This is a genomic window from Mammaliicoccus vitulinus, from assembly GCF_029024305.1.
In the GTDB taxonomy this organism is placed as follows: Bacteria; Bacillota; Bacilli; order Staphylococcales; family Staphylococcaceae; genus Mammaliicoccus; species Mammaliicoccus vitulinus.
Genome location: NZ_CP118974.1, coordinates 689931 through 713631 on the forward strand (window position 1 = coordinate 689931; position 23701 = coordinate 713631).

27 protein-coding genes are annotated in these 23701 nt (G+C 32.4%); 23 read left to right on the forward strand and 4 right to left on the reverse strand.

Annotated elements, in window-relative coordinates; translation table 11 throughout:
• Nucleotides 1-76 precede the first annotated feature (76 nt).
• The 6 genes from PYW35_RS03350 (at nt 77) to PYW35_RS03375 (ending at nt 4659) form a co-directional block, all read left to right on the forward strand.
• Complete coding sequence (locus tag PYW35_RS03350) at nt 77-739, forward strand: DUF2750 domain-containing protein (RefSeq protein ID WP_103322357.1); 663 nt, start codon at nt 77-79, stop codon at nt 737-739.
• Between the two features lie 186 nt (nt 740-925).
• A complete protein-coding gene (locus tag PYW35_RS03355) occupies nt 926-1339 on the forward strand; it encodes a DUF2712 domain-containing protein (RefSeq protein ID WP_103322358.1) in 414 nt (137 codons plus the stop codon).
• A gap of 64 nt (nt 1340-1403) precedes the next feature.
• On the forward strand, nt 1404-2174 hold the full coding sequence (locus tag PYW35_RS03360; RefSeq protein ID WP_103322392.1) for a hypothetical protein: 771 nt from the start codon (nt 1404-1406) through the stop codon (nt 2172-2174).
• 88 nt (nt 2175-2262) lie between these two features.
• Nucleotides 2263-2787, forward strand: coding sequence for a hypothetical protein (locus PYW35_RS03365; protein WP_239102398.1), 525 nt, complete (start codon nt 2263-2265; stop codon nt 2785-2787).
• Nucleotides 2788-3508: 721 nt separating this feature from the next.
• A complete protein-coding gene (locus tag PYW35_RS03370) occupies nt 3509-4129 on the forward strand; it encodes an ABC transporter ATP-binding protein (protein WP_103322361.1) in 621 nt (206 codons plus the stop codon).
• Nucleotides 4126-4659 (forward strand): hypothetical protein, encoded by a 534-nt coding sequence (locus tag PYW35_RS03375; protein ID WP_103322362.1) that lies wholly within the window; start codon nt 4126-4128, stop codon nt 4657-4659. Before PYW35_RS03370 ends, PYW35_RS03375 begins: the two co-directional genes overlap by 4 nt.
• Nucleotides 4660-4731: 72 nt before the next feature.
• Here the strand turns inward: PYW35_RS03375 and PYW35_RS03380 are convergent, their stop codons facing one another.
• The 3 genes from PYW35_RS03380 to coaW are packed head-to-tail and all read right to left on the reverse strand — an operon-like array spanning nt 4732 to nt 6961.
• A complete protein-coding gene (locus PYW35_RS03380; RefSeq protein WP_103322363.1) occupies nt 4732-5502 on the reverse strand; it encodes a TrmB family transcriptional regulator in 771 nt (256 codons plus the stop codon).
• Nucleotides 5503-5514: 12 nt separating this feature from the next.
• Nucleotides 5515-6144: a pentapeptide repeat-containing protein gene (locus tag PYW35_RS03385; protein ID WP_103322364.1), complete on the reverse strand. Its 630-nt coding sequence runs from the start codon at nt 6142-6144 to the stop codon at nt 5515-5517.
• A 19-nt stretch (nt 6145-6163) separates the two neighbouring features.
• Nucleotides 6164-6961: a type II pantothenate kinase gene (coaW, locus tag PYW35_RS03390; protein WP_103322365.1), complete on the reverse strand. Its 798-nt coding sequence runs from the start codon at nt 6959-6961 to the stop codon at nt 6164-6166.
• A 231-nt stretch (nt 6962-7192) separates the two neighbouring features.
• On the opposite strand from coaW, the gene PYW35_RS03395 reads away from it, so the two are divergent.
• The 3 genes from PYW35_RS03395 (at nt 7193) to PYW35_RS03405 (ending at nt 10429) form a co-directional block, all read left to right on the forward strand.
• Nucleotides 7193-8053, forward strand: a complete 861-nt coding sequence (locus tag PYW35_RS03395) for a GNAT family N-acetyltransferase (RefSeq protein ID WP_169925675.1) — start codon at nt 7193-7195, stop codon at nt 8051-8053.
• 104 nt (nt 8054-8157) lie between these two features.
• Nucleotides 8158-8670 carry a DNA-directed RNA polymerase subunit delta gene (rpoE, locus tag PYW35_RS03400; protein ID WP_103322367.1) on the forward strand — a complete coding sequence of 171 codons (513 nt, stop codon included), beginning with the start codon at nt 8158-8160 and terminating at the stop codon, nt 8668-8670.
• Between the two features lie 157 nt (nt 8671-8827).
• Nucleotides 8828-10429, forward strand: a complete 1602-nt coding sequence (locus PYW35_RS03405) for a CTP synthase (RefSeq protein ID WP_103322368.1) — start codon at nt 8828-8830, stop codon at nt 10427-10429.
• Between the two features lie 753 nt (nt 10430-11182).
• Here the strand turns inward: PYW35_RS03405 and PYW35_RS03410 are convergent.
• Nucleotides 11183-11707 carry a DUF2529 family protein gene (locus PYW35_RS03410; protein ID WP_103322370.1) on the reverse strand — a complete coding sequence of 175 codons (525 nt, stop codon included), beginning with the start codon at nt 11705-11707 and terminating at the stop codon, nt 11183-11185.
• 60 nt (nt 11708-11767) lie between these two features.
• Between PYW35_RS03410 and PYW35_RS03415 the strand changes: the two genes are divergently transcribed.
• The 14 genes from PYW35_RS03415 to PYW35_RS03480 all read left to right on the forward strand — a co-directional run bounded on the left by PYW35_RS03415 (nt 11768) and on the right by PYW35_RS03480 (nt 23690).
• A complete protein-coding gene (locus PYW35_RS03415; protein ID WP_103322371.1) occupies nt 11768-12121 on the forward strand; it encodes a response regulator in 354 nt (117 codons plus the stop codon).
• Nucleotides 12122-12207: 86 nt separating this feature from the next.
• Entirely contained in the window at nt 12208-13065 is an 858-nt protein-coding gene (gene fdaB / locus PYW35_RS03420; RefSeq protein ID WP_016910991.1) for a class IIb fructose-bisphosphate aldolase FdaB, read from the forward strand.
• A gap of 280 nt (nt 13066-13345) precedes the next feature.
• Entirely contained in the window at nt 13346-14602 is a 1257-nt protein-coding gene (locus tag PYW35_RS03425; protein WP_016910990.1) for a UDP-N-acetylglucosamine 1-carboxyvinyltransferase, read from the forward strand.
• A 72-nt stretch (nt 14603-14674) separates the two neighbouring features.
• A complete protein-coding gene (locus PYW35_RS03430) occupies nt 14675-15004 on the forward strand; it encodes a winged helix-turn-helix transcriptional regulator (RefSeq protein ID WP_016910989.1) in 330 nt (109 codons plus the stop codon).
• A 180-nt stretch (nt 15005-15184) separates the two neighbouring features.
• Nucleotides 15185-16612 (forward strand): aldehyde dehydrogenase family protein, encoded by a 1428-nt coding sequence (locus PYW35_RS03435; protein ID WP_103322372.1) that lies wholly within the window; start codon nt 15185-15187, stop codon nt 16610-16612.
• 174 nt (nt 16613-16786) lie between these two features.
• Nucleotides 16787-18103, forward strand: a complete 1317-nt coding sequence (rho, locus tag PYW35_RS03440; protein WP_016910987.1) for a transcription termination factor Rho — start codon at nt 16787-16789, stop codon at nt 18101-18103.
• A gap of 108 nt (nt 18104-18211) precedes the next feature.
• Complete coding sequence (locus PYW35_RS03445; RefSeq protein WP_016910986.1) at nt 18212-18466, forward strand: type B 50S ribosomal protein L31; 255 nt, start codon at nt 18212-18214, stop codon at nt 18464-18466.
• Between the two features lie 118 nt (nt 18467-18584).
• Entirely contained in the window at nt 18585-19184 is a 600-nt protein-coding gene (locus PYW35_RS03450) for a thymidine kinase (protein WP_016910985.1), read from the forward strand.
• Entirely contained in the window at nt 19177-20253 is a 1077-nt protein-coding gene (prfA, locus tag PYW35_RS03455; RefSeq protein ID WP_016910984.1) for a peptide chain release factor 1, read from the forward strand. Before PYW35_RS03450 ends, prfA begins: the two co-directional genes overlap by 8 nt.
• Nucleotides 20240-21094 (forward strand): peptide chain release factor N(5)-glutamine methyltransferase, encoded by an 855-nt coding sequence (gene prmC, locus PYW35_RS03460; protein WP_103322373.1) that lies wholly within the window; start codon nt 20240-20242, stop codon nt 21092-21094. Before prfA ends, prmC begins: the two co-directional genes overlap by 14 nt.
• Nucleotides 21095-21185: 91 nt before the next feature.
• Nucleotides 21186-22232, forward strand: a complete 1047-nt coding sequence (locus PYW35_RS03465) for an L-threonylcarbamoyladenylate synthase (RefSeq protein ID WP_103322374.1) — start codon at nt 21186-21188, stop codon at nt 22230-22232.
• The gene (locus PYW35_RS03470) at nt 22229-22645 is read left to right on the forward strand and encodes a low molecular weight protein arginine phosphatase (RefSeq protein ID WP_103322375.1); all 417 of its coding nucleotides are present in this window, start codon (nt 22229-22231) and stop codon (nt 22643-22645) included. The genes PYW35_RS03465 and PYW35_RS03470 overlap by 4 nt, the downstream gene beginning before the upstream one ends.
• 86 nt (nt 22646-22731) lie before the next feature.
• Complete coding sequence (rpiB, locus tag PYW35_RS03475; RefSeq protein WP_016910980.1) at nt 22732-23169, forward strand: ribose 5-phosphate isomerase B; 438 nt, start codon at nt 22732-22734, stop codon at nt 23167-23169.
• Nucleotides 23169-23690 (forward strand): TIGR01440 family protein, encoded by a 522-nt coding sequence (locus tag PYW35_RS03480; protein ID WP_103322393.1) that lies wholly within the window; start codon nt 23169-23171, stop codon nt 23688-23690. The genes rpiB and PYW35_RS03480 overlap by 1 nt, the downstream gene beginning before the upstream one ends.
• The last annotated feature ends 11 nt before the right edge of the window (nt 23691-23701 follow it).

A 23701-nucleotide genomic window follows, 5' to 3' on the forward strand; every position in this document is an offset into this window, starting at 1 on the left:
AATTTTTATTGACTTATACCTTTTAACTATACTATATTTTATTGGGATTAAATATAAAAATAAGGGTGGTATGACAATGGCTATCCAGGATATGTCTATGTTCAAACAAATATTAGCTAAAGAAAAATTTTACGTTGTTTTAATTGATCGCAAGATTCTAAGAGATGAAAATACAGACAACCGTCTTATTTGGTCAAAAAAAGAATTTGCTGAATCATATTTAAAAGAGTTTAACATAACTCAATATGATAAAATTATGGAATTAGACCTAGACAGATTTGTAACATATGAAATGGATGACATTCTAGATGAAGAAGATAAATTCATCATAGAAAAATATGAAAATAACAAGGGAATAGAATTAGAAGCAATTTCATTTATTGAAGAAATTATGAGTGAACTAGATGATATCCGAATTGAAGAGTTTGCAGAAGATATTTGTTATGAAAGTTATGTATACGGGTTAACAGTTAAGGGGCAAAAACAATTCATCATTGTATCAGAAGAAGATGCAAGTTTGCCGAACATGATGACTGTTTGGAGTACACGTAAACTCGCTGAAAAAGTACAACGTGATGACTTTGAAGAATACGATATTATCGAAGTAGAAACAGAAGTATTTGAAGAATGGTTAGAAGACTTGAAACAAGAAAATATCGCTTTAGGTATTAACTTGAAATCAGGTATGATTGGTACAATTACAGATCCAAAAGCAGTATTAAAAGCAATGCCTTGCTAGAAAATTAAACAAACTAATAGTGATTTAAAAAGACTTTTGCTAAATAGCAACAGTCTTTTTTTGTTTTATTAATTAATTGTAATTAATTAATAATATAATATTATCCGATTATTGTAAAAATGCTTACAAGGTATTATAATATTTCCAACATCATGATGGAATAAATTAGGGAAGAAAGTGATTTGTATGAAAAGAATTTCTTTAATCATATCTTGTTTGATTTTATTATTAACATGTCAAACTGTCGCTAAAGCGCAAGGGAATACTGGAGATACGTATTGGAAAAATGAATTTAGGATATGGAGTCCTTATGATCATACGCCAGCTAGAAAAAAATTGAATACATCTGCATACTACAATAAAAACTATGGAACAGTTAGCGAGAACTCAAGAAGAATAAGAGGTATGTATATATGGGCGGCCTTATACGATGGACGTGATGTATCTAATGGTCATAGTTATTGGGTTACTAGAGGTCAAGTAACGAAGCTATATAATTTAGCCGTTGAAAAATATGGATCAGGTGTTGCAGTCAGAATTGATGCTAAATCGTATTCTAATGGTTATTTTAATGGTGTTTGGAGTCCGGATAGTAAGTAATTAAGCCATGTTGTGGTTCTAAAAGAAGGTGTTAACAATTTTAAAATATATGAAATTACGCATAATGAGGTTGCAGCTATTTATATCATTTATCATTTTAACGACAATTGCTCTGTTGCATTTATACGATGCTTATCAGACTTACAGTATTTATGGACTGTTAGAAAATACACCTTATACACAATCTTTATTATTTGATGGTTCTAGTGGTTTTCGAATCGTTTATCTATTGATTATGCCTTTAGCTGTATCTGTTGGTGTAAGTGATATTTTTATACAAGATCGTAAACAACATTTACTGCATCATGCATATATAAATCACGGGAATAAGTCAGTAGATATAAAGGTGATCTTATACTCAAGTATTGTTGCTTCGCTACTTGTAATAATCCCTTTATTAATAAATTTTATAGGTGAATTTTTAATACTACCTAATATACTTCCGGAAAGATTTACGAACAAACCAATAGGCATATATAGTTCTTCGACTTTAAGTGTCTCTTTATATTATGCAATGCCGTTACTATATATCTTATTATATATCTTATTGGCCGGTATTTGGGGTGCCATCATGAATGTGTTTGCGATAACACTTTCTATATATGCTAATAGAAGGGTATTAGCAATTATTGGTCCCTTTATCTTTCAAATTTTATTAATTATATTAACAAACTTGCCTTATAAACCATTTATAGTTCCACCAATATACTTCTTAATGGGAAGGACAGAATTTATGTATATAGAAGTTTTACCGATTGTGTTAACTTTTATATTGTTTATCAGTTTATCAATGTATTTCTATATAAGAGGTATACGCAAATATGAACTTGATTAAATATAGATTTACATCATTGATTAATACAAAATTTCTACTGTGGAATATTCTGTTCTTTGCTTTAATGACTTTCTATCAGAAGGGAAGCGTGGGTAATTTTCCTTCTGATGAATTTCAATTTACAAATTTAGTATTAAGTAAGTTTACGCTTACTTATGTTGTTTTACCTATATTAACTATTATGACGATAGTGTTTTATCGAGATGAGTTCGTTCATAAAGTGTTTATTGAATATAGGAAGAATTTAAAGATCGATGTGTTGCTATATGTGGGTGTTATATCATTACTATTAAGTATCGAAATGTTGTTGGCAAGTACGATTGCAATGAACTTCCAAGTTCGATTTAATATGGTGTTTGTTGTAACAGCTTGCATGATGATAGTAGGTCATTTTACGATTTCATTATTGTCACTTACTCTGTATTTAAAGTTTTTTAATCGTGCAATATCATTAGTATTAGTAAATATGATGGTGTTTATAGATTTTGTCATAATGCAAGGTGGAAAGTGGAATTGGTTGATTATTGACTCAAAGAGATTATTTTCAATTTCTTGGTCATGGATTATGTATCAATTGGTGCTCATAATGTTTATATATTTAATTGTTGAATAGATTATAACGAAAAAGGAAATAATGAGATGAATATTCTAAAATTTACTGTTGGCGTCATACAAAGTTTATGGAAAACATTCATGATTATAAACGGAATATTTATTTTGGTATTAATGTTATTTAGACCATATATAAGAGGGAGTTTATGGTATTTTATTTTTCGTGGCAATAATGATGTTGAGTTAAACATGCATTTATATAGGATACCGGGATTATATATATTGATAATGTTTCTTGCTCTTTTTTTCATTTATCGCTTTATACATGTTATCTATCAATATTATATTGTAGAGTGGCAAATGCTATTAAATATTAAGAGCAGATGGATAATTCTTATCATGATACCCTTCATTATAAGTTTGATTTACATTCTAGGTATATGGTTAATCATTTCTATTATTGATGGAGAATTTTGGAATAATGTAGTTCACTTATTGTATTTAATCATAAGTGTCTATTTCTTAATGATTGTATTTATTTGGAGTTATATTGCTTATAAATTTTATATAAGCTTTATGATATCGTTAGTTTGGATTATTGTCACAACAAGGTTTGATTTAGATTTTAATATATTAAATGAATCATTGATTTCGAGGATACATGGCTTTTCTTTTACGTATTTTTTATGTTGTGTACTGTTTATTATCGTGGTGAATATGTTGTTGTTATTTGAATTAGGACGTGATCATCACATGAAATTTCAAAGAGGTGATGATGAAATATGATTAAATTGATAGGTGTATCGAAAGAACATCAGCATCATATGTTATTAAAGAATATAAATTTAGAAATTGAGCGTGGAAAGGTATATGGATTTAAAGGACGAAATGGTTCTGGTAAGACAATGTTATTACGAGCTATATTAGGATTGATTAAAGTTGATGGGAAAGTCCTCATTAATAATGAACCACTTAAATTTGGGTCGAAATATCCACTTAAAGTAGGTGTCTTCATTGAGAAACCTAGTATTATACCTGAATTTACTGCTTTGAAAAATCTTAAACTAGTAGCTGCATTAAAAGGAATAACGGATATCAATGAAATTACAAAATATTTAGTAGAACTTGGTTTAGATCCTAAAGATAAACGGAAAGTTAGAAAGTACTCTTTAGGAATGAAACAGAAAGTAGGGATTGCTCAAACTTTAATGGGGGATCCTGAACTAGTTGTATTAGATGAACCAACCAATGCACTCGATAGAAAGAGTATTGAAATACTCGTACAAATTCTTGAAAGATTAAAGCAACAAGGATGTACAATCTTAATCGCTTCACATCAATTAGAAGATATTGAAAGTGTTGTAGATAAGGTGGTTCATATTGAAGCAGGTGCGTTAGAATGAAAAATAAAATAATTCTAGTAGCTACTCTTATAGTTTTGGTTGTACTTATTACTTTAGGTTGCATTCAATATCATAAAGTAAATGCGAAATATCAAGACTATCAATTTACTGAAGAGAAAATCATTCTCAATCATAAACATAATATAAGTGTCGGAACGATGGAATTTAGTCATTTAAGTTATGATGTTAAAGGAAAAGAAATGTTCGTAAGTATGGATGTTAAAATTAAGAAAACTGCTGACTATAAAGATAAATTTTATAATAATTTTGATGCAAGTTTATTTCTACGCGTAAATGATGAAGTCTTACAGCAAACTGATGACTTTAAACTGAAAAATGGTAAAACATTAACGCCAGACCGAGCATATTTTAATAAGCATAGTGCTTATGAAGGCCGTATGACTTTTAGTTATAGTCCTATAGACCTTAATGGAGAACATGATTTAGAGTTTGCATATCTAGATCGCGACGGTCACAAATTAAAGAAATTATATTTACCAATTAAAGTTGACGGAGGGAAAATAGTTTGATACATTATTAGTGACTACTAAAGTAGTTACTACATCCCAACGTAGTAAAATTATTATCCCATAAAATAACCCTTAAGAGAAAAAGGTTTTTCTCTTAAGGGTTATTTCGTCTTCTATATCTTCTTCAAATTTACTGACATATGTATTCACTAATACGTCATGCCATATATAATCTTTCATCATTTTTATTTGTGTACGGTCACGACTAATATATGCACGCATATTTGTTTCAGCTGTCTGTCCATAAATCATATATTCATCATCGACGATCACTACAAATGGTTTCAATGTTAATGAATTTTTCACATAATTTGTGTAGCGATGATTGATTAAATCATATCCTGGTTGATCGACTTGGAAAGTAATGCCTTGTACATGAATGTCTTTGTTGATGTTTTTAGTTAAGATTTGATATATATCTGACCAAATTGAAACGGTGATTTGTGTATTTGCTTTTTTTATTGCGTATTCAATATTATTGAAAATAGTCGTCTCGTTTGTAAGGACTTCTATTTGTATAGGTGTATTTTCGGTTACGATATTTAATTTGTTGATTTCTTTTTCAAGTTGAACTAATTCTTCGTTTTGTTTTTGTTCAAATAAATGAATCGTTTGTTTCGGAGGTAATGCATAATAATATTTCTTTTGGTCTTGTAAGTTGAAATATGCAATCCCTTGTTCTTCGATTTTGTTAAGTGCTTCATATATTTTCGATCTAGGTACACTTGATATTTCACTTAATTTATAAGCTGTTATACCTGGATTTTGTACTAAAGAAATATAAGCTTTAGATCCATATTCGCTTAATCCAAAGCGTTTTAAAATATCTATCATTTGATCCATAATAATCACCTTCTAGTTTGAAGTCACACTCACTCCGAATAATGGGAGTATATCATATGCTTGGTATTCTGAAACGGTGGCGCCTTTTAAGTCGGAAGGTTGTATGATTAATTGCTCGATTTCATCAGTGGATAAATCAATATTGTTTAACGATGTTTCAACGACTTCTAAAGATTCAAGTGAACAACGTACAAGTTCCATTGATTTTTGTGAGCAAAATGAAATATAAGTTTCGGCCATTTGATTCTCATTGAATCGTACATGATCAAACTTACAGTTTAAAAATTGACTCATTTTCAATTGGCAATTAGAGAATTGTACATGTTTAAGTTTAAGGTCTGTAAATGTTGCACCCATCATACGACAGTCGATAAATTGAACTCTATTGAGAGAGGCGTCATTGAAGGTACAATTTGATAAATCGCATCCTTTAAACACAACATCTAAGGCATGTAATTTCGTGAAATCAACCGATTCAAATGTGCATTGATTGAAATACACGGTATCTATTTGGCTTGTTTCTTCATCCATATGAATCACTGCTTTATTAAAATATAGGTCATATGAAGATTGTAAAAGCGTAAATGACTTATCTTCGGCAAACTGAAATGCTATTTTTAACTTTGGTTCTATAATTTTCATGAGAAATCCTCCTTACTTTTTAGCAATAAATTGAACCTAGTGCGCCAGAGAATTCTCCGTTTTCTATGAAGTATGGATTCAAACCGCGCAATACAGTGTAATCTACGACAATGTTTTTTAGCAATTCATTATTGATAAATGATGAACCAATAAACACGACATTTTCAGTTTTGAATTGTCTTGCGGCATGAATAGAAACTGTCGTAACAGTTTCACCAACAATTCCCATTACGGCTGCTAATCGGTCTGAATTTGGGAAGTCTTCATTTATATGTTGTAACACGTGCCCAAAGTTTGCCGCTGTTAAATCTCCTGAGATAGGCGTTTTATCATCTTTATAGATGTGTTTTACTTTTAAATCTATCTTGTCTCTATTCCCATTTAATGCAGTTTGTACTAATTCGTCATAATCACTGATTTGAGTCAGTAAATAACCTAAGCCTTGTATCATACCGCCACCAGCGCCTGTACCACCGGCACGTTCTTGATTGTGTGTTGTAGCGTAATGGATAGATGTACCCGTTCCTACATTAGAAAATATATAAGTATTTAAATGAATGTCATTTTCTTCTAAGAAGAGTTGAATACCTTTATAAGTAGCATCAAATTCAATACTACGTTTCACATTATGCTTAATTAATGAATCTAAATATTGTGCTTTACCGCCAGTTATGGAAATATCAACATTATCTAATTGGCTTAGCCATTCAGCAACTTGATCAATTTCTGTAGTTAACCACTTTTTATATGTTCTTTCATTGTTCATTTCAGTGACAACTTTAATAAGTGTGCCTCCTGCATCAATTCCGATTTTCACAATTGCACCTCTTCATATTAAGTAATAAATTATTGCTATTATACTATAAAAAATTGTATTTGATAAATTAACGAAATGAGATAAATGAATAGCGATTTAGAAGGGGGCTTCATTCTATTACGTTTATAAAATGCCTCGTCATATAATTATTTATATATAGATTATAGGTTCTTAATTGCGCAATGAATGTAAAATTCGTTATGATATATTTAAAGACACAGGGGGATATAAATAATGAAAGCTAAACAATTTGATGATATTGTCATTAAACCTTTTGAAGAAAGTATGAGAACAGCACTATATGATTTTCAACTCAATGAGCGTCAACAAATCTATTCTTCTTTGCCTAAAGATGTATTAGATGGTGCAATTAATGATCCTGATAGAAGACCAAATATCGTTGTAAATGAACACGATGAAATTATTGGTTTCTTTGTACTTCATAAATATTATCAGCATGAGGGGTATGATACGCCAGATAATGTAGTGTATATTCGATCTTTATCAATTAATGAGAAGTATCAAGGCAATGGCTATGGAACAACAATTATGATGAATTTACCAGAATATGTACAGTATGTGTTTCCTGATTTTGATCATTTATATTTAGTAGTAGATGCTGAAAATGAGGCTGCATGGAATTTATATGAAAGAGCAGGATTTATGCATACAGCTACTAAAGAAGAAGGACCATTAGGAAAAGAGCGCTTATATTATTTGGATTTAGATTCTAAATACGTGTCATCATTAAAGCTAGTAATAAAAGAAGACGATTTAGACAATGAGTTTGTTGATATTCATTTAATGAAAGATAATCTAAAAGTAGGCATTATCGTACTAGAAGATAAAGGGGAATATTTTGATATTCGTAGTATAGAAGTCGAAGAAAATGAAAGAAAAGAAGGCATTGCTGAAAGTGCCTTAAGACAATTAAGTGCTTTCGTACGTAGACGATTTGAAGATAAAAAAGAAATACATATAACTTTATTCGGCTCAAACAATAAATTGAAGCCTTTATGTGAAAAAGCGAGGTTTGTAGAAATACAAAAATCAGAAGACTATATCAAACTGTTGAAATATATTAAGTATTAACTAACATTTGCTAAAAATCAGGTTGTCAATTATAATCGTAAACTGTTATGATTATAAATATTAATGCGCGACAATAGTTCGATTGTTGAAAGGAAGAGTAAAGCATGAAACTAAAAGATTTCAGTAAAGAAATGGTAGATGAGCATTCATTTATCGAAATGGCTTATATTTTATTAACAGAGAACGGCAAAGAAACAAACTTATATGACATGGTAGACGAATTTAAAAGATTAGGTAATTATAAAGATTCAGAAATTGAAAATCGTATTTTACAGTTTTATACAGACTTAAATACTGATGGAAGATTTTTAAGCGTTGGAGAAAACATTTGGGGTTTACGTGATTGGTATTCAGTAGATGACATTGAAGAAAAAATTGCTCCGACAATCCAAAAATTCACAGTGCTTGATGAAGAAGATGAAGTAGATTCAGAAATTTCACTTCTAGGTGAAGAAGATAAAACGAAGGACCTTGACATTACTATAGTACAAGATGATGAAGAAGGACTAAATGATCCTGCAGACCCAGAAGATGAAGAGGTTGAGGATGAATTAGAAGAAGCTGGTCTTGTTGTTGATGAAGAGGAAGACGACGAAGAAGAAGAAGAAGAAAAATAATAAGAATTTTAATTGACTTTTCTTTAAAAGATGGTAATATTCTATTTGGGCTCCTTTAAGTAGGACAAACGTATAAATATAACGCTCCCTCCTTACATTTTAATTAATGTAAGTGGGAGCGTTTTTTATTTTTTAATTATCAATTGGAGGTAAAGATATGACAAAGTTCATTTTCGTAACAGGTGGCGTAGTTTCGTCTCTTGGTAAAGGCATCACTGCAGCATCATTAGGGAGATTACTTAAAAATAGAGGACTAAATGTAACAATTCAAAAATTCGATCCATACTTGAACGTTGATCCAGGTACAATGAGTCCTTATCAACATGGTGAAGTATTTGTGACTGAAGATGGTGCGGAAACAGATTTAGACTTAGGACATTATGAAAGATTTATTGACATAAGTTTAAATAAATATTCTAACGTAACAGCTGGTAAAGTATATTCACACGTTCTTAAAAAAGAAAGACGTGGAGACTTCTTAGGTGGAACAGTTCAAGTTATCCCTCATATTACAAATGAAATTAAATCAAGATTATTGATGGCTGGTGAAAGTACAAACGCTGATGTTGTTATCACTGAAATCGGTGGTACAACAGGTGACATTGAATCACTACCATTTATTGAAGCAATTAGACAAATTAAGAGTGATCTCGGTCGAGAAAATGTTATGTATATCCATTGTACGCTACTTCCATATATTAAAGCTGCAGGTGAAATGAAGACTAAACCAACACAACATAGTGTTAAAGAATTAAGAGGTTTAGGTATTCAACCAGATTTAATTGTTGTACGTACAGAATATGAAATGACACAAGACTTAAGAGATAAGATTGCATTATTCTGTGATATTAACAAACGCGCTGTTATTGAGTGTCGAGATGCTGATACATTGTATCAAATCCCATTAGCTCTACAAGAACAGCATATGGATGATATAGTGATCGAAAGATTATCATTAGATGCTGCGGCAGAAGCGGAATTAACGGAATGGAACCAATTGTTGGATACTGTACGTAATTTAGAAGGAACAGTGAAAATTGGTTTAGTTGGTAAGTATGTAAGTTTACAAGATGCTTATTTATCAGTAGTTGAAGCATTGAAACATGCTGGTTACGACTTTAAATCAGATATAGATATTAAATGGATTAATTCTGAAAACTTAAATGAATCAAACTATCAACAAGAATTATCAGATGTAGATGGTATTTTAGTACCTGGTGGTTTTGGTGATAGAGGTGTTGAAGGAAAAGTGTTAGCGATTCAATATGCTCGTGAAAACAATGTGCCTTATTTAGGTATTTGTTTAGGCATGCAATTAGCAACAGTAGAATTTGCTAGAAATGTAGTTGGATTACAAGACGCTCATTCAGCAGAATTAAATCCAAACACACCTTATCCAATCATTGACTTATTACCTGAACAAAAAGATATCGAAGACTTAGGCGGAACTTTAAGATTAGGCGTATATCCATGTAAAATTGAAGAAGGAACAATTGCACATGATGTATACGGCGAATCAGAAGTAGAAGAAAGACATCGTCACCGTTATGAATTTAATAACGAATATCGTGAAAAATTAGAAGAAGCAGGCATGAAGTTCTCTGGAACAAGCCCAGATGGTCGTTTAGTTGAAATAGTGGAATTAGAAAATCATCCATGGTTTGTAGCATGTCAATTCCACCCAGAATTCTTATCAAGACCTACACGTCCACAAAAATTATTTAGAGGATTTGTAGAAGCAAGTATAAAAAACAAATAATAAGTAGACGAAATAGTCGAGACATAAATGTCCTAAAAACTTAAAAAGAGCAGAAATTCATTTTTAAAATTGAATTTCTGCTCTTTTTTATATGAAATTAGATATTTGTAGCGATTTTGTAATTGGATAAGGTTGGTGGGAGAGGAGTCAGTATCTGAATGTTGCTTGTTTAGTAAGACTTGCAACATACAGGCGTTCTATGTTGCTTGTTTGGTAAGTCTTGCAACATACAGGCGTTCTATGTTGCTTGTTTAGTAAGTCTTGCAACATAGAGGCGTTCTATGTTGCTTGTTTGGTAAGTCTTGCAACATAGAGGCGTTCTATGTCGCTTGTTTGGTAAGTCTTGCAACATAGAGGCGTTCTATGTTGCTTGTTTAGTAAGTCTTGCAACATAGAGGCGTTCTATGTCGCTTGTTTAGTAAGTCTTGCAATATACAGGCGTTCTATGTCGCTTGTTTGATCAGTCTTGCAACATACAGTATGTACTTAAAAGAACAAACAAAAAAATATAAGAAAAATGAATATTACTCACGATTTTGTGAAGTGCTGACGCCCGGGGGAATAGTATGCGAGAGAGACTACAGGCTCGAACCATACCCCTAGGCAAGCATGCACGAACAAAATCGTAAGATTTTAATATAAAAATAAACATATCACATTACTTACAAATATCAGTAGTGTGATATGCTTTTTTATTTTGAGTGGACCATGATATTCTTCACAAAATCGTAGATTTATGTCCCATCTTCTTTTTTATGCTTCATTTAAATCTTGAGTCATCTCGTACATTTCAGCAAACATGATATAATATATATAATTTAAAGCCATTATATGTGGGGTAATAATTTTACTAAAGTCTGCTGTTGGAACGATTGCTCTTGGTGTTGATAAATCTATATAATGCATTAAGTTTTCGTGTGATTTATGATCTTTGTCTTTATTGGCAATCACGACAAAATCAATATCTAAGTCATTCAATTTTTGTATCCAATGATTTAATTCAGCTGTAAAGAACGAACCTACTAATAAGACACGATCTGTTGAATCAATCGTATGTACTTCGTCTAAATGATCAAGTGTTTTAGAATGTGGTAGACTTTCATTACTTTTTGTCATGAAATCATTAAAGTAGTCGATTTCATCAAAAGTTTTTATAAATATGCTACCTTCTCCGTTAGCTGCTTGCATAAGTAATTGTGATGCAATTTCAATTTCTTCTAATTGAGCATCTATTTTACTGAATATACCATTCAATTGTGTATTGAAAATTTTAAGCAATTTATATTCTCCTTATATATGTACTTAAATTTATTTTATAGAAAAAGTGGGGTATCTTCAATGGATGTACTTATTATAGATGATGAAAAGAATATAAGACAATTATTAAAGGAAATATTAGAATTAAATAATTTTAAAGTGGATACTGCCAAAAATGGTCGTGAAGGCATTGATTTATTTAAAGAGCATACTTATAAATTGGTATTTATAGATAAAAGAATGCCGGGAATTTCTGGAGAAGAAGTGTTTTCAGAAATTAGAAAGACGAATAAAATGATACCTGTATATATCATTTCTGCTTTTCAATCAACGACAGAGCTAGAAATCTTAAAAGAAGCAAATATTACAGGTGTGCTAATGAAGCCGTTTACAATTGAAGAAGTTATGAAAATTGTAAGAAAACATTTAGGATAGGGCTTTCAAAAGGTGCATATGTTCATAAAGTTTGATATAATTACTTTTGTAAATAATACGTGCCTTGCACATTAGGAGGAAACTCAATGCCTTTAGTTTCAATGAAAGAAATGTTAATTAAAGCAAAAGAAAACGGTTATGCTGTTGGACAATACAACATCAATAACTTAGAATTCGCACAAGCAATTCTTCAAGCTTCACAAGAAGAAAATGCACCAGTTATTTTAGGTGTATCTGAAGGAGCTGGCCGTTACATCGGTGGTTTCAAAACTGTTGTTAAAATCGTTGAAGGATTAATTGAAGATTATAACGTTACAATTCCAGTTGCAATTCACCTTGACCATGGTTCAAGTTTCGAAAAATGTAAAGAAGCAATTGATGCTGGATTCACTTCAGTAATGATCGATGCTTCTCATCATTCATTCGAAGAAAACATCGAAATTACTTCTAAAGTAGTTGAATATGCTCATGCTAACGGTGTTTCTGTTGAAGCAGAATTAGGAACTGTTGGTGGACAAGAAGATGACGTTGTTGCAGAAGGCGTTATCTATGCTGACCCTAAAGAATGTCAAGAACTAGTTGAAAGAACTGGTATTGATACTTTAGCACCTGCATTAGGTTCAGTTCACGGACCTTACAAAGGTGAACCAAACTTAGGTTTCAAAGAAATGGAAGAAATCGGTGCTTCAACTGGTGTACCATTAGTATTACACGGTGGTACTGGTATCCCAACACACGATATCAAAAAAGCAATCACTTTCGGTACAGCTAAAATCAACGTTAACACTGAAAACCAAATTTCATCTGTTAAAGCCGTTCGTGAAGTATTAAATAACGACAGCGAAGTTTACGATCCACGTAAATATTTAGGACCTGCTCGTGAAGCAATTAAAGCTACAGTTAAAGGTAAAATCCAAGAATTTGGTACTTCTAACCAAGCTTAATTAAAATAAGTTCTTTTTATAGAAATATTTTAAACTACTCTAAGTCATTGACTTGGAGTAGTTTTTTTATTGATAAAAGTAGAACAACATTCTCTTTTATCAATAATTTTTTCTCAAAAAATCTTTGTTTATAAAATCAATTTTTAATTATTTAAGATGTTACTATTTACTTTTTATGTTTTTGCGTTTATGTTATTGAATAGTATATAATGGAAATAATTATCTATTCATGTTGAGAGAGTATGCATTCTCTAAGACGATGAAGTAAAGGAGTAAACATATGTCTCAAGAAGTTATAAAAATAAAAGGCGGCAATAAGTTAAACGGTAAAGTGCAAATAAGTGGGGCTAAAAATAGTGCAGTCGCATTAATTCCAGCTACTTTAATGGCAAATGATGTTGTAACTTTAGATGGTCTTCCTGATATTTCTGATGTAAAAACATTAATGAGCCTGCTAGGCGATTTAAATATAAAGACAGACTTAAATGGTGATCAACTTGTAGTGGACTCTAGTAATGCGGTTAATTTACCACTAGCTAATAATAAAGTTCAATCTTTAAGAGCTTCTTATTATATGATGGGTGCTATGTTAGGACGATTCAAAAAATGTGTGATTGGGTTACCTGGTGGTTGCCCGTTAGGTCCTAGACCAATAGATCAACATATAAAAGGCTTTGAAGCATTAGGTGCAAAAGTGACAAATGAACAAGGTGCAATGTATTTAATTGCTGAAGAATTAGTTGGAGCAAAAATCTTCATGGATGTTGTAAGTGTTGGTGCTACAATTAATATTATGTTAGCTGCCTCACTAGCTAAAGGTAAAACAGTAATCGAAAATGCTGCTAAAGAACCTGAGATAGTGGACGTTGCTACACTTTTAAATAATATGGGTGCTAAAATTAGAGGCGCAGGTACGGATACGTTGAAAATTGAAGGTGTAGAATCATTACATGGTACTAAACATACAATCATACCTGATAGAATCGAAGCAGGTACGTATATGTGTGCAGCAGCAGCCATGGGTGAAGAAGTGTATATTGAGAATATTATTCCATTACATTTAGAACCGTTAATTGCTAAATTAAAAGAAATGGGTACGGATATAGATTTAGGTGAAGACTCTATTATAATTAGAGGTAAAGATGAGTATAAACCAGTAGATATTCAAACATCAGTTTACCCTGGTTTTGCGACTGATTTACAACAGCCGTTTACACCATTATTATTAAAAGCTAATGGTCAAAGTAAAATAACAGAAACAATATACCCAGCTAGATTTAAGCATGTTGATGAGCTTAAAAGAATGGGTGCTAAAGTGAATTTAGAAAATGGAACAGCTATTTATTATCCTTCAGAATTAACAGGCGCAAGTGTAGCAGCAAGTGATTTAAGAGCGGGTGCTTCACTTCTAATCGCAGGTTTAATTTCTGAAGGTGTCACAACAGTTTATAATGTAAACCATATATATAGAGGATACAGTGGTATTGTAGACAAATTAAAAGCATTAGGTGCAGACATTTGGACCGAAACTGTATAATGAGTATAAAATGTATACTTTGTATACTAAGTGTAGTATAATTGCAATATAGAAGTTAAAGAGGTGAGTAACATGGAAGTTTGTCCTTATTTAGAGGAAACATTTAAAGTAATAGGACGCAGTTGGAATGGTTTAATACTCAATTATTTATCACGTTGTGATGAACGTTCTGCTCATTTTTCTGATATGAAAAGAGATCTTAAACGTATTACACCTAGAGCATTATCACTTAAATTAACTGAATTAAGTGATTGGGAATTAGTTGAAAAGAAAGTTGTTACAACAACGCCTCTATCTGTTGAATATCATCTAACTAATAAAGGTTATGAGTTAGCACAAGCTCTTGTACCATTGGAAGAATGGGCACAGCGTAATGTGCAATTAGAAGAAAACCATTCTTAATAGAAATTAAGATATGTAAAAATAAAAAAATCCCATTAGCGAAGTAAAGAAGACTTTCGCTGATGGGATTTTTTATTAATGTTTTTAAGAAATTCTCAATTTATAAACACATCATTTTTATTAAGTGCATGATTCGTACTATAATATTCAATGAATCGAATATAAAGGAGTAGATAATTGATGAGACAAGATATCAAACAATATATTAATGGTGAATGGGTAAGTAGCCATAGCGGACAAACACTTGATGTAATCAATCCGGCAACAGAAGAAGTAATGGGACAAATAGCTGCAGGTAATAAACAAGATGTTGATGATGCAGTTGCAGCAGCTAAAAAAGTGTATGTAGAGTTCAGAAATACTTCTTTAGAAGATAGAAAAGCTTTATTAGAAAGAATTGCAGACGAATATGAAAATAGAAAAGACGATTTAATTGATGTTATGACAGATGAATTAGGTTCTCCAATTGAAAAATCTGAATCAGTTCACTATCAAATGGGATTAAATCATTTTAGAGAAGCAAGCAAAGCAATCGACTCAATCGCATTTGAAGAACGTCGCGGTGACGATTTAGTTGTTAAAGAAGCAATTGGTGTTTCAGGTTTAGTAACACCTTGGAACTTCCCAACTAACCAGACTTCATTAAAATTAGCTGGTGCTTTCGCTTCTGGTTCACCAGTAGTGTTAAAACCTTCTGAAGAAACACCATTTGCAGCAATCATTTTAACAGAAATATTTGAAAAAGCTGGCGTACCTAAAGGTGTATTTAACTTAGTAAATGGTGATGGACAAAGTGTTGGTGATCCATTAAGTTCTCATCCAGATGTTCGCATGATGTCATTTACAGGTTCTGGCCCAACTGGTAGAAGAATTATGGAAAACTCAGCTAAAGATTTCAAAAAAGTTTCATTAGAACTAGGTGGTAAATCACCATTAGTAGTCTTAGATGATGTTGATATTGAGAAAGCTGCTAAAGGCGCAGTTGCTAAATTTGTACAAAATACAGGTCAAGTATGTACGGCAGCAACGCGTACATTAGTTCCAGAGAGTATTAAAGATGAATTTATTGCAGCAGCTAAAAAAGCAATGGAAAATGTTAAAGTTGGTAATCCTAGAGAAGAAGGTCAAGACGCTGGCCCAGTAGTATCTAAAAAACAATTCGATACTGTTCAAAGCTATATCCAAAAAGGTATTGATGAAGGCGCAACATTATTACATGGTGGTGTTGGTAAACCTGAAGGAATCGAAAAAGGTTACTTTGTTAAACCGACATTATTTACAGATGTTACAAATGATATGACAATTGCTCAAGAAGAAATATTTGGTCCAGTAGGTACAATCATCACTTATAAAGATATTGATGAAGCAATCGAAATTGCAAATGATACAATTTACGGATTAGCTGCTTACGTTTACGGAAATGACAAAGAAACAGTGAAAAAAGTAGCGAGATCATTAGAAGCAGGTACTGTTGAAATCAATGATGCAGGAAGAAAACCAAATTTACCATTCGGTGGTTATAAACAATCAGGTATTGGTAGAGAATGGGGAGATTATGGAATTGAAGAATTCCTTGAAGTAAAAGCAATCCCTGGTTATTTCAAATAAATATTAAATGTTTTAAATCCGTTTTAAAGCGAAAGCTTTAGAACGGATTTTATTTGTTTATATCTATAAACATATTTTGTCATCATCATAAAAAAATGCTATAGTTTAAAGGCAGATTATAAATCTGGTATTACAATAAATGAATTAGATTTTTAAGAAATGGGTGTCATAAAAATGGCTGAAAGAGTTAGAACAAGTCCTCAGTATGAATCGTTTCACGAATTATACAAGAACTATACAACTAAAGAATTAACAACTAAGGCAAAAGAGCTTAGAATAACAAACTATAGTAAATTAAATAAAAAAGAACTAGTCTTAGCAATTATGGAAGCTCAAATGGAGAAAGACGGTAATTACTATATGGAGGGTATCTTAGATGATATTCAGCCAGATGGGTATGGTTTTCTTCGTACTGTAAATTATTCTAAAGGCGAAAAAGATATTTATATATCTGCTAGTCAAATTAGAAGGTTTGAGATTAAAAAAGGTGACAAAGTAACGGGTAAAGTTAGAAAACCTAAAGAAAACGAAAAATATTACGGATTACTGCAAGTTGATTTTGTAAACGATCAAAATGCAGAAGAAGTAAAGAAAAGACCACACTTTCAAGCATTAACTCCTCTCTACCCACAAGAACGTATCCGATTAGAAACGACAGATGAGAAGCATTCAACAAGAATAATGGATTTAATTACACCTATAGGTCTTGGTCAACGTGGAATGATTGTTGCGCCTCCGAAAGCTGGTAAAACATCATTGCTTAAAGAAATTGCAAATGCTATTGCGATTAATCAACCTAAAGCGAAATTATTTGTATTATTAATAGGAGAACGTCCAGAAGAAGTAACAGATATTGAACGTTCTGTTGAACAAGCTGAAGTTGTTAACTCTACTTTTGATGAGCCACCTGAACACCACGTAAAGGTTGCAGAATTGTTATTAGAAAGAGCGAAACGTTTAGTTGAAATTGGTGAGGATGTTATTATTTTGATGGACTCACTTACAAGGCTTGCTAGAGCTTATAATCTAGTAGTGCCACCTAGTGGTAGAACATTATCAGGTGGTTTGGACCCAGCATCACTTCATAGACCTAAACATTTCTTTGGCGCGGCGAGAAACATTGAAGCTGGTGGTAGCTTAACGATTTTAGCGACAGCTTTAGTTGAGACAGGATCACGTATGGATGACATGATTTATGAAGAGTTCAAAGGTACAGGTAATATGGAACTTCATTTAGATCGTAAATTATCTGAAAAGAGAGTGTTCCCAGCAATTGATATTAGAAGAAGTTCTACTCGTAAAGAAGAATTGTTACTAGAGAAGAAAGAACTTGAAATGATTTGGCAGTTACGTAATTTATTTACTGATCAAAATGATTTTTCTGAAAGGTTTATTAGAAAGTTAAAACGCACTAAGTCTAACGCCGAATTTTTCGAAGTTTTGAGAAAAGCAATGGTTGAAAGTGCTAAAACAGGTAAACCGATTATATAATTTAAGGTTGCATTTTAATTCTTCAACATATATAATATGTAAGTATTGAGTGAATAAGTCACAAATAAACTCTGTTCCAGATGGTTCAGGGCAAAGGAGCTGAAAATAATGAAACAAGGAATTCATCCAGAGTATAATAAAGTTATCTTTTTAGATACAACTACAGACTTCAAATTCTTAAGTGGTTCAACACGTAGTTCTAACGAAACTATGGAATGGGAAGATGGTAACGAATACCCAGTTATCCGTTTAGATATCTCTTCAGATTCACATCCATTCTATACAGGACGTCAAAAGTTCGCATCTGCGGATGGTCGTGTAGAACGCTTCAACAAAAAATTTGGTTTAAAATCAGAAAACTAAATATGAAGCCAATCAAGCATCCTTTTTTAAAGGGTGCTTTTTTTTGTAATAATTAATAAATATGTAAAAAGAATATGATATAATTAAGCGATTATGTTGGAAAAGGTGGATAAGTAATATGTACGAAAATTACCATTCCGGATGGATAGAATGTATTTGCGGAAGTATGTTTAGTGGTAAGTCAGAAGAGCTTATAAGACGTCTAAGAAGAGGTTTATATGCTAAACAAAATGTGAAAGTATTTAAGCCATCTATCGATAATCGCTATAGTGAAGAAGCTGTAGTATCTCATAATGGCAATCAACTAGATGCAATAAGTATTGAACACTCAAGCGAAATCTTACATCAAGACTTGCAAGGCATAGATATAATTGGTATTGATGAAGTTCAATTTTTCGATAACGAAGTCGTTGAAGTGGCTCAAAAATTAGCAGAAGAAGGTTACCGTGTAGTAGTTGCAGGTTTAGATATGGACTTTAAAGGCGTACCATTTGAGCCAATGCCAGAAATGATGGCAGTTGCTGAAATCGTTACAAAATTACAAGCTGTTTGTGCAGTATGTGGCTCACCATCGAGTAGAACACAAAGGCTAATCAACGGTGAACCTGCCCACATTGAAGATCCGATTATATTAGTCGGAGCAGATGAAAGTTATGAACCAAGATGTAGAGATCATCATATAATAAGAACTGAAACAAGGAGTGATATAAATGTTTGATCAATTAGATATTGTTGAAAATAGATATGAACAGTTAAATGAAATGTTAAGCGATCCAGATGTAGTGTCAGATACTGATAAATTGAGAAAGTATTCAAAAGAGCAATCTGATTTACAACAAACGGTCGAGGTATATAGAACTTATAAATCTGTAAAAGGTGATATAGAAGACGCGAAATTAATGCTTGATGAAACTACAGATAAAGAAGAACAAGATATGTTAAAAGAAGAAATTAATAGTTTAACTAAGCGTGTTCCTGAGCTCGAATCAGAAATGAAGCTATTGTTGATACCAAAAGATCCTAACGACGGTAAAAACGTTATTATGGAAATTCGTGGTGCTGCAGGTGGAGATGAAGCGGCGATATTTGCAGGCGACTTATTTAGAATGTATTCTAGATTTGCTGAAGCGAATGGATATAAAATTGACGTTGTCGAAGAAAATATAAGTGACCATGGTGGATATAAAGAAGTGAGTTTTTCTATTCAAGGTAATGGTGCTTTCAGTAAACTTAAATATGAAAATGGTGCGCACCGTGTTCAACGTGTACCAGAAACTGAATCGGGTGGTAGAATCCATACATCAACTGCAACAGTTGCGGTGCTACCTGAAGCAGAAGATGTTGAAATCGATATTAGAGCAGAAGATTTAAAAATTGAAACGTATCGTTCTAGTGGCTCAGGTGGACAGCATGTTAATACAACGGATTCAGCCGTACGTATTACACATGTACCAACAGGAATAGTTGCGACTTCATCAGAAAAATCACAAATTAAAAACCGTGAAAAAGCTTTTAAAGTATTAAAAGCTAGAGTATACGACATGATGGTTAGAGAAGAAAATGCTAAATATGCTGAGAAGAGAAAATCAGCTGTAGGTACTGGTGACCGTTCTGAGAGAATAAGAACATATAATTATCCTCAAAACAGAGTGACTGACCACCGTATCGGTTTAACTTTGCAAAAATTAGATCAAATAATGGAAGGCAAAGTTGACGAAATTATAGATGCATTAACAATGCATGAACAAACAGAAAAATTGGAAGAACTTAATAATGGACAATTATAATTTTCAACAATTATTGAAAGAAACTTATGATGGATTATCAGCACGAGGGTTTGAAACCTCTCGTGCTGATTGGTTATTAGAAGATATAACAGGTATGTCTCGTACAGAAATAGCTTTAAACTTTCGAGAAAATGTACCTGAGCATATTTTAAATCAATATTTATCATATAGAGAGCGCATGTATAAAGGTGAACCTGTACAATATATTGCTGGTTTTGCTGAATTTTATGGCAGAAAGTTTAAAGTAAACCGAGATGTCTTGATACCAAGGCCAGAAACTGAAGAGCTTGTTTATCAAACACTTGAGATGCTCAACTCGAAAAATAAAATTTTGTGTGATATTGGGACTGGCTCAGGTGCGATTGCAATTTCCTTAAAAAAAGAACGACCAGATTTATCAGTTTTTGCAACGGATATTAGCGCTTGCGCTATTTCAATAGCTAAAGAAAATGCAGAGATGCTTGATGCTCAAGTTGAATTTTTATTAGGTGAAACACTTAAGCCGCTTATTGATAAAAAGATTAAAGTAGATGTGTTAGTGTCTAATCCACCATATATTTCATATGAAGAGCAAAAGGAAATGTCAGGAACGGTATTAGATTATGAGCCGCATTTAGCACTGTTCGCACCTGATGATGGTTTAGCTATATATAAAGATATACTTTCAAATCTTGATAAAGTCATTACTAAAGGTGGCCTTGTTATATTTGAAATTGGACATTTACAAGGTGATATTTTAAAAGCTTATATTTTAGAACATTATAATGTAGAAAATTTGAAAATCATCAAAGATATAAATCAAAACAATCGTATGATACAATTTAATTGGATGAATCAATAAAAGTTATACACAAAATAGTTGGAGTTATCCACGTTATGTGGATAACTTTTATTTGCATATAATAAACGCTTTAGAGAAGGGAAGAATCGTCTTGGAAACATATGTTTGGGATGTGCGTAAGTATGTTCATAACTTACAAAGTTATCCACAAATCAATCAAATTGTAGAGGGATATCATCAAAATGAGCTTATCGCATTACCTACTGAAACAGTATATGGTTTAGGTGCAAACGCTAAAGATGAACAAGCAGTTGAAAAAATATATTTAGCAAAAGGTAGACCGTCTGATAACCCTTTGATTGTTCATATTCACGATAAATCTCAATTGGATGATTTTACTCAGAACATATCAAAAGAAACAGAAATATTAATGGATGCTTTTTGGCCTGGACCTATTTCATTTATAGTGCCTTATAAATCAGGCTTCTTAAGCGACCGCGTAACAGGTGGTTTAAAATCTGTTGCAGTACGTATGCCGAGCCATGTTATCGGTAGAGCAATACTTCAATTGACGCATTTACCAATTGCTGCGCCAAGTGCAAATATTAGTGGTAGACCTTCTCCTACAAAATTTGAACATGTGAAACATGATTTAGATGGTAGAATTTTTGGAATCATTCAAGCTGATGATATAGATGAAGGGATTGAAAGTACTGTAATAGATTGTACAAGTTACCCATTTAAAATTGCACGACCTGGATCAATAACAGCTGAGATGATCAATAAAGTATTACCATACAGCGTAGTAGATACAAAAATAGATATGGATAAGCCGATTGCTCCTGGAATGAAGTATAAACATTACGCACCTACGCAACCTGTAACTTTGGTTGAAGGGGGTATTACTAAACCTATAATAAGTTCAGTGATAAAAGATCATAAAATAGCTGTTATAGGACCTAAGAGCATTGAATCATTTATTTCAGAAGAAATGATTTTCATCCCTTTAGGAAATGATGAAAACGACATAAGAGGCGCACATCACGATTTATATGATGCATTGCGAATTGCCGACCAACTTACAGATATAGACCATATATATATTAGTGGATACAATAGAAATGAAAATACTGTTGCACTCATGAATAGAATTGATAAAGCAAGTGGTCATAATATTAAAGGGGAAGATGAATTGTGAAAATAGTTTTTGTTTGTACAGGAAACACATGTAGAAGTCCATTAGCTGAAGCCATTGCTAAAGATTTAAAGCCAAATTATGATATTCAATCAAGAGGTATTTCTGCTTTTAATGGCACGCCCATTTCAATGCAATCTATGGAAATAATAGTGAGTAATAATTTGCCAGTTCCTGGAACGGCTCAACAATTTTCTGAAGAGGATTTAGATGCAGATTTAATACTCACTATGACTGAAGCACACAAATCGATTTTAGAGTCTCAATTCACACATGAAAATATTCATGCCTTAAAACACTATGTGAAAGGTGAAAAAGGAGATGTCTTGGATCCTTATGGGCAGCCACAAAATATTTATCAAAACACCTACGAAGAGCTAAGTATGCTCATTAAGGAATTATTACAGAGCAGTTAAGAATTTAAATAATTTGAAGAATTGCTATAACACACATTGAAAATAAGTTATAATATTATAGTATAAACAATTTGGGAGGTGGGAAGATGAAAGTAGCTATTGCAGCAGATCACGGTGGCTTTGAATACAAAGAAGCAATAAAACGTTTACTTGATGAAATGAACATTGAATATAAAGACTTTGGTACACATGAAGGTGAGTCAGTAGATTATCCCGATTATGCAAGACCAGTGTCAGAAAGTGTTGCAGATGGCTCATTTGATAAAGGGATTTTGATTTGTGGAACTGGAATTGGTATGTCTATCGCTTCGAATAAGGTAAAGGGGATTCGTTGTGCACTTGTGCATGATGTTTTTACCGCAGAAGTTACGAGACAGCATAATGATTCTAACGTATTAGCAATGGGCCAACGTGTTATAGGCGAAGGTTTAGCACTTCTCATCGTCAGAACATGGTTGACTAGTGAATTCGAAGGCGGAAGACATCAAAGACGCATAGATAAGATTGAAGGCGGTTGTTCATGATAGAGCATTTAAAACAATTATTGGATGAACTTAAATCAATTGAATTCTTTAACAAGAATGAATTATGCATCATTGGCTGTTCAACGTCAGAAATTAGAGGTTCTAAAATTGGATCGAATGGATCAATGGACATAGCAAAAGAGTTGTTTAATAGTCTTGAATTGATACATAAAGAGACAGGTGTTCATTTTGCGTTTCAAGGTTGTGAACATATTAATCGTGCTATAACAATTGAACGTGAACTATTCGATGCGCATTCTATGACTGAAGTTTCTGTCGTACCTCAAGTAAACGCTGGAGGAAGCTTATCAACTTATGCATATCAACATATGAAAGACCCAGTTGTTGTTGAACATATTCAATGTGATAAAGGCATTGATATTGGTCAAACTCTGATTGGTATGCATTTAAAGCACGTCGCAGTGCCAATATCCATTGAAACTAAATGTATTGGAGAAGCTATTGTTACAGTAGCTAAAAGTCGCCCCAAATTAATTGGTGGCGCAAGAGCAAAGTATTAAATTCTTAAAAG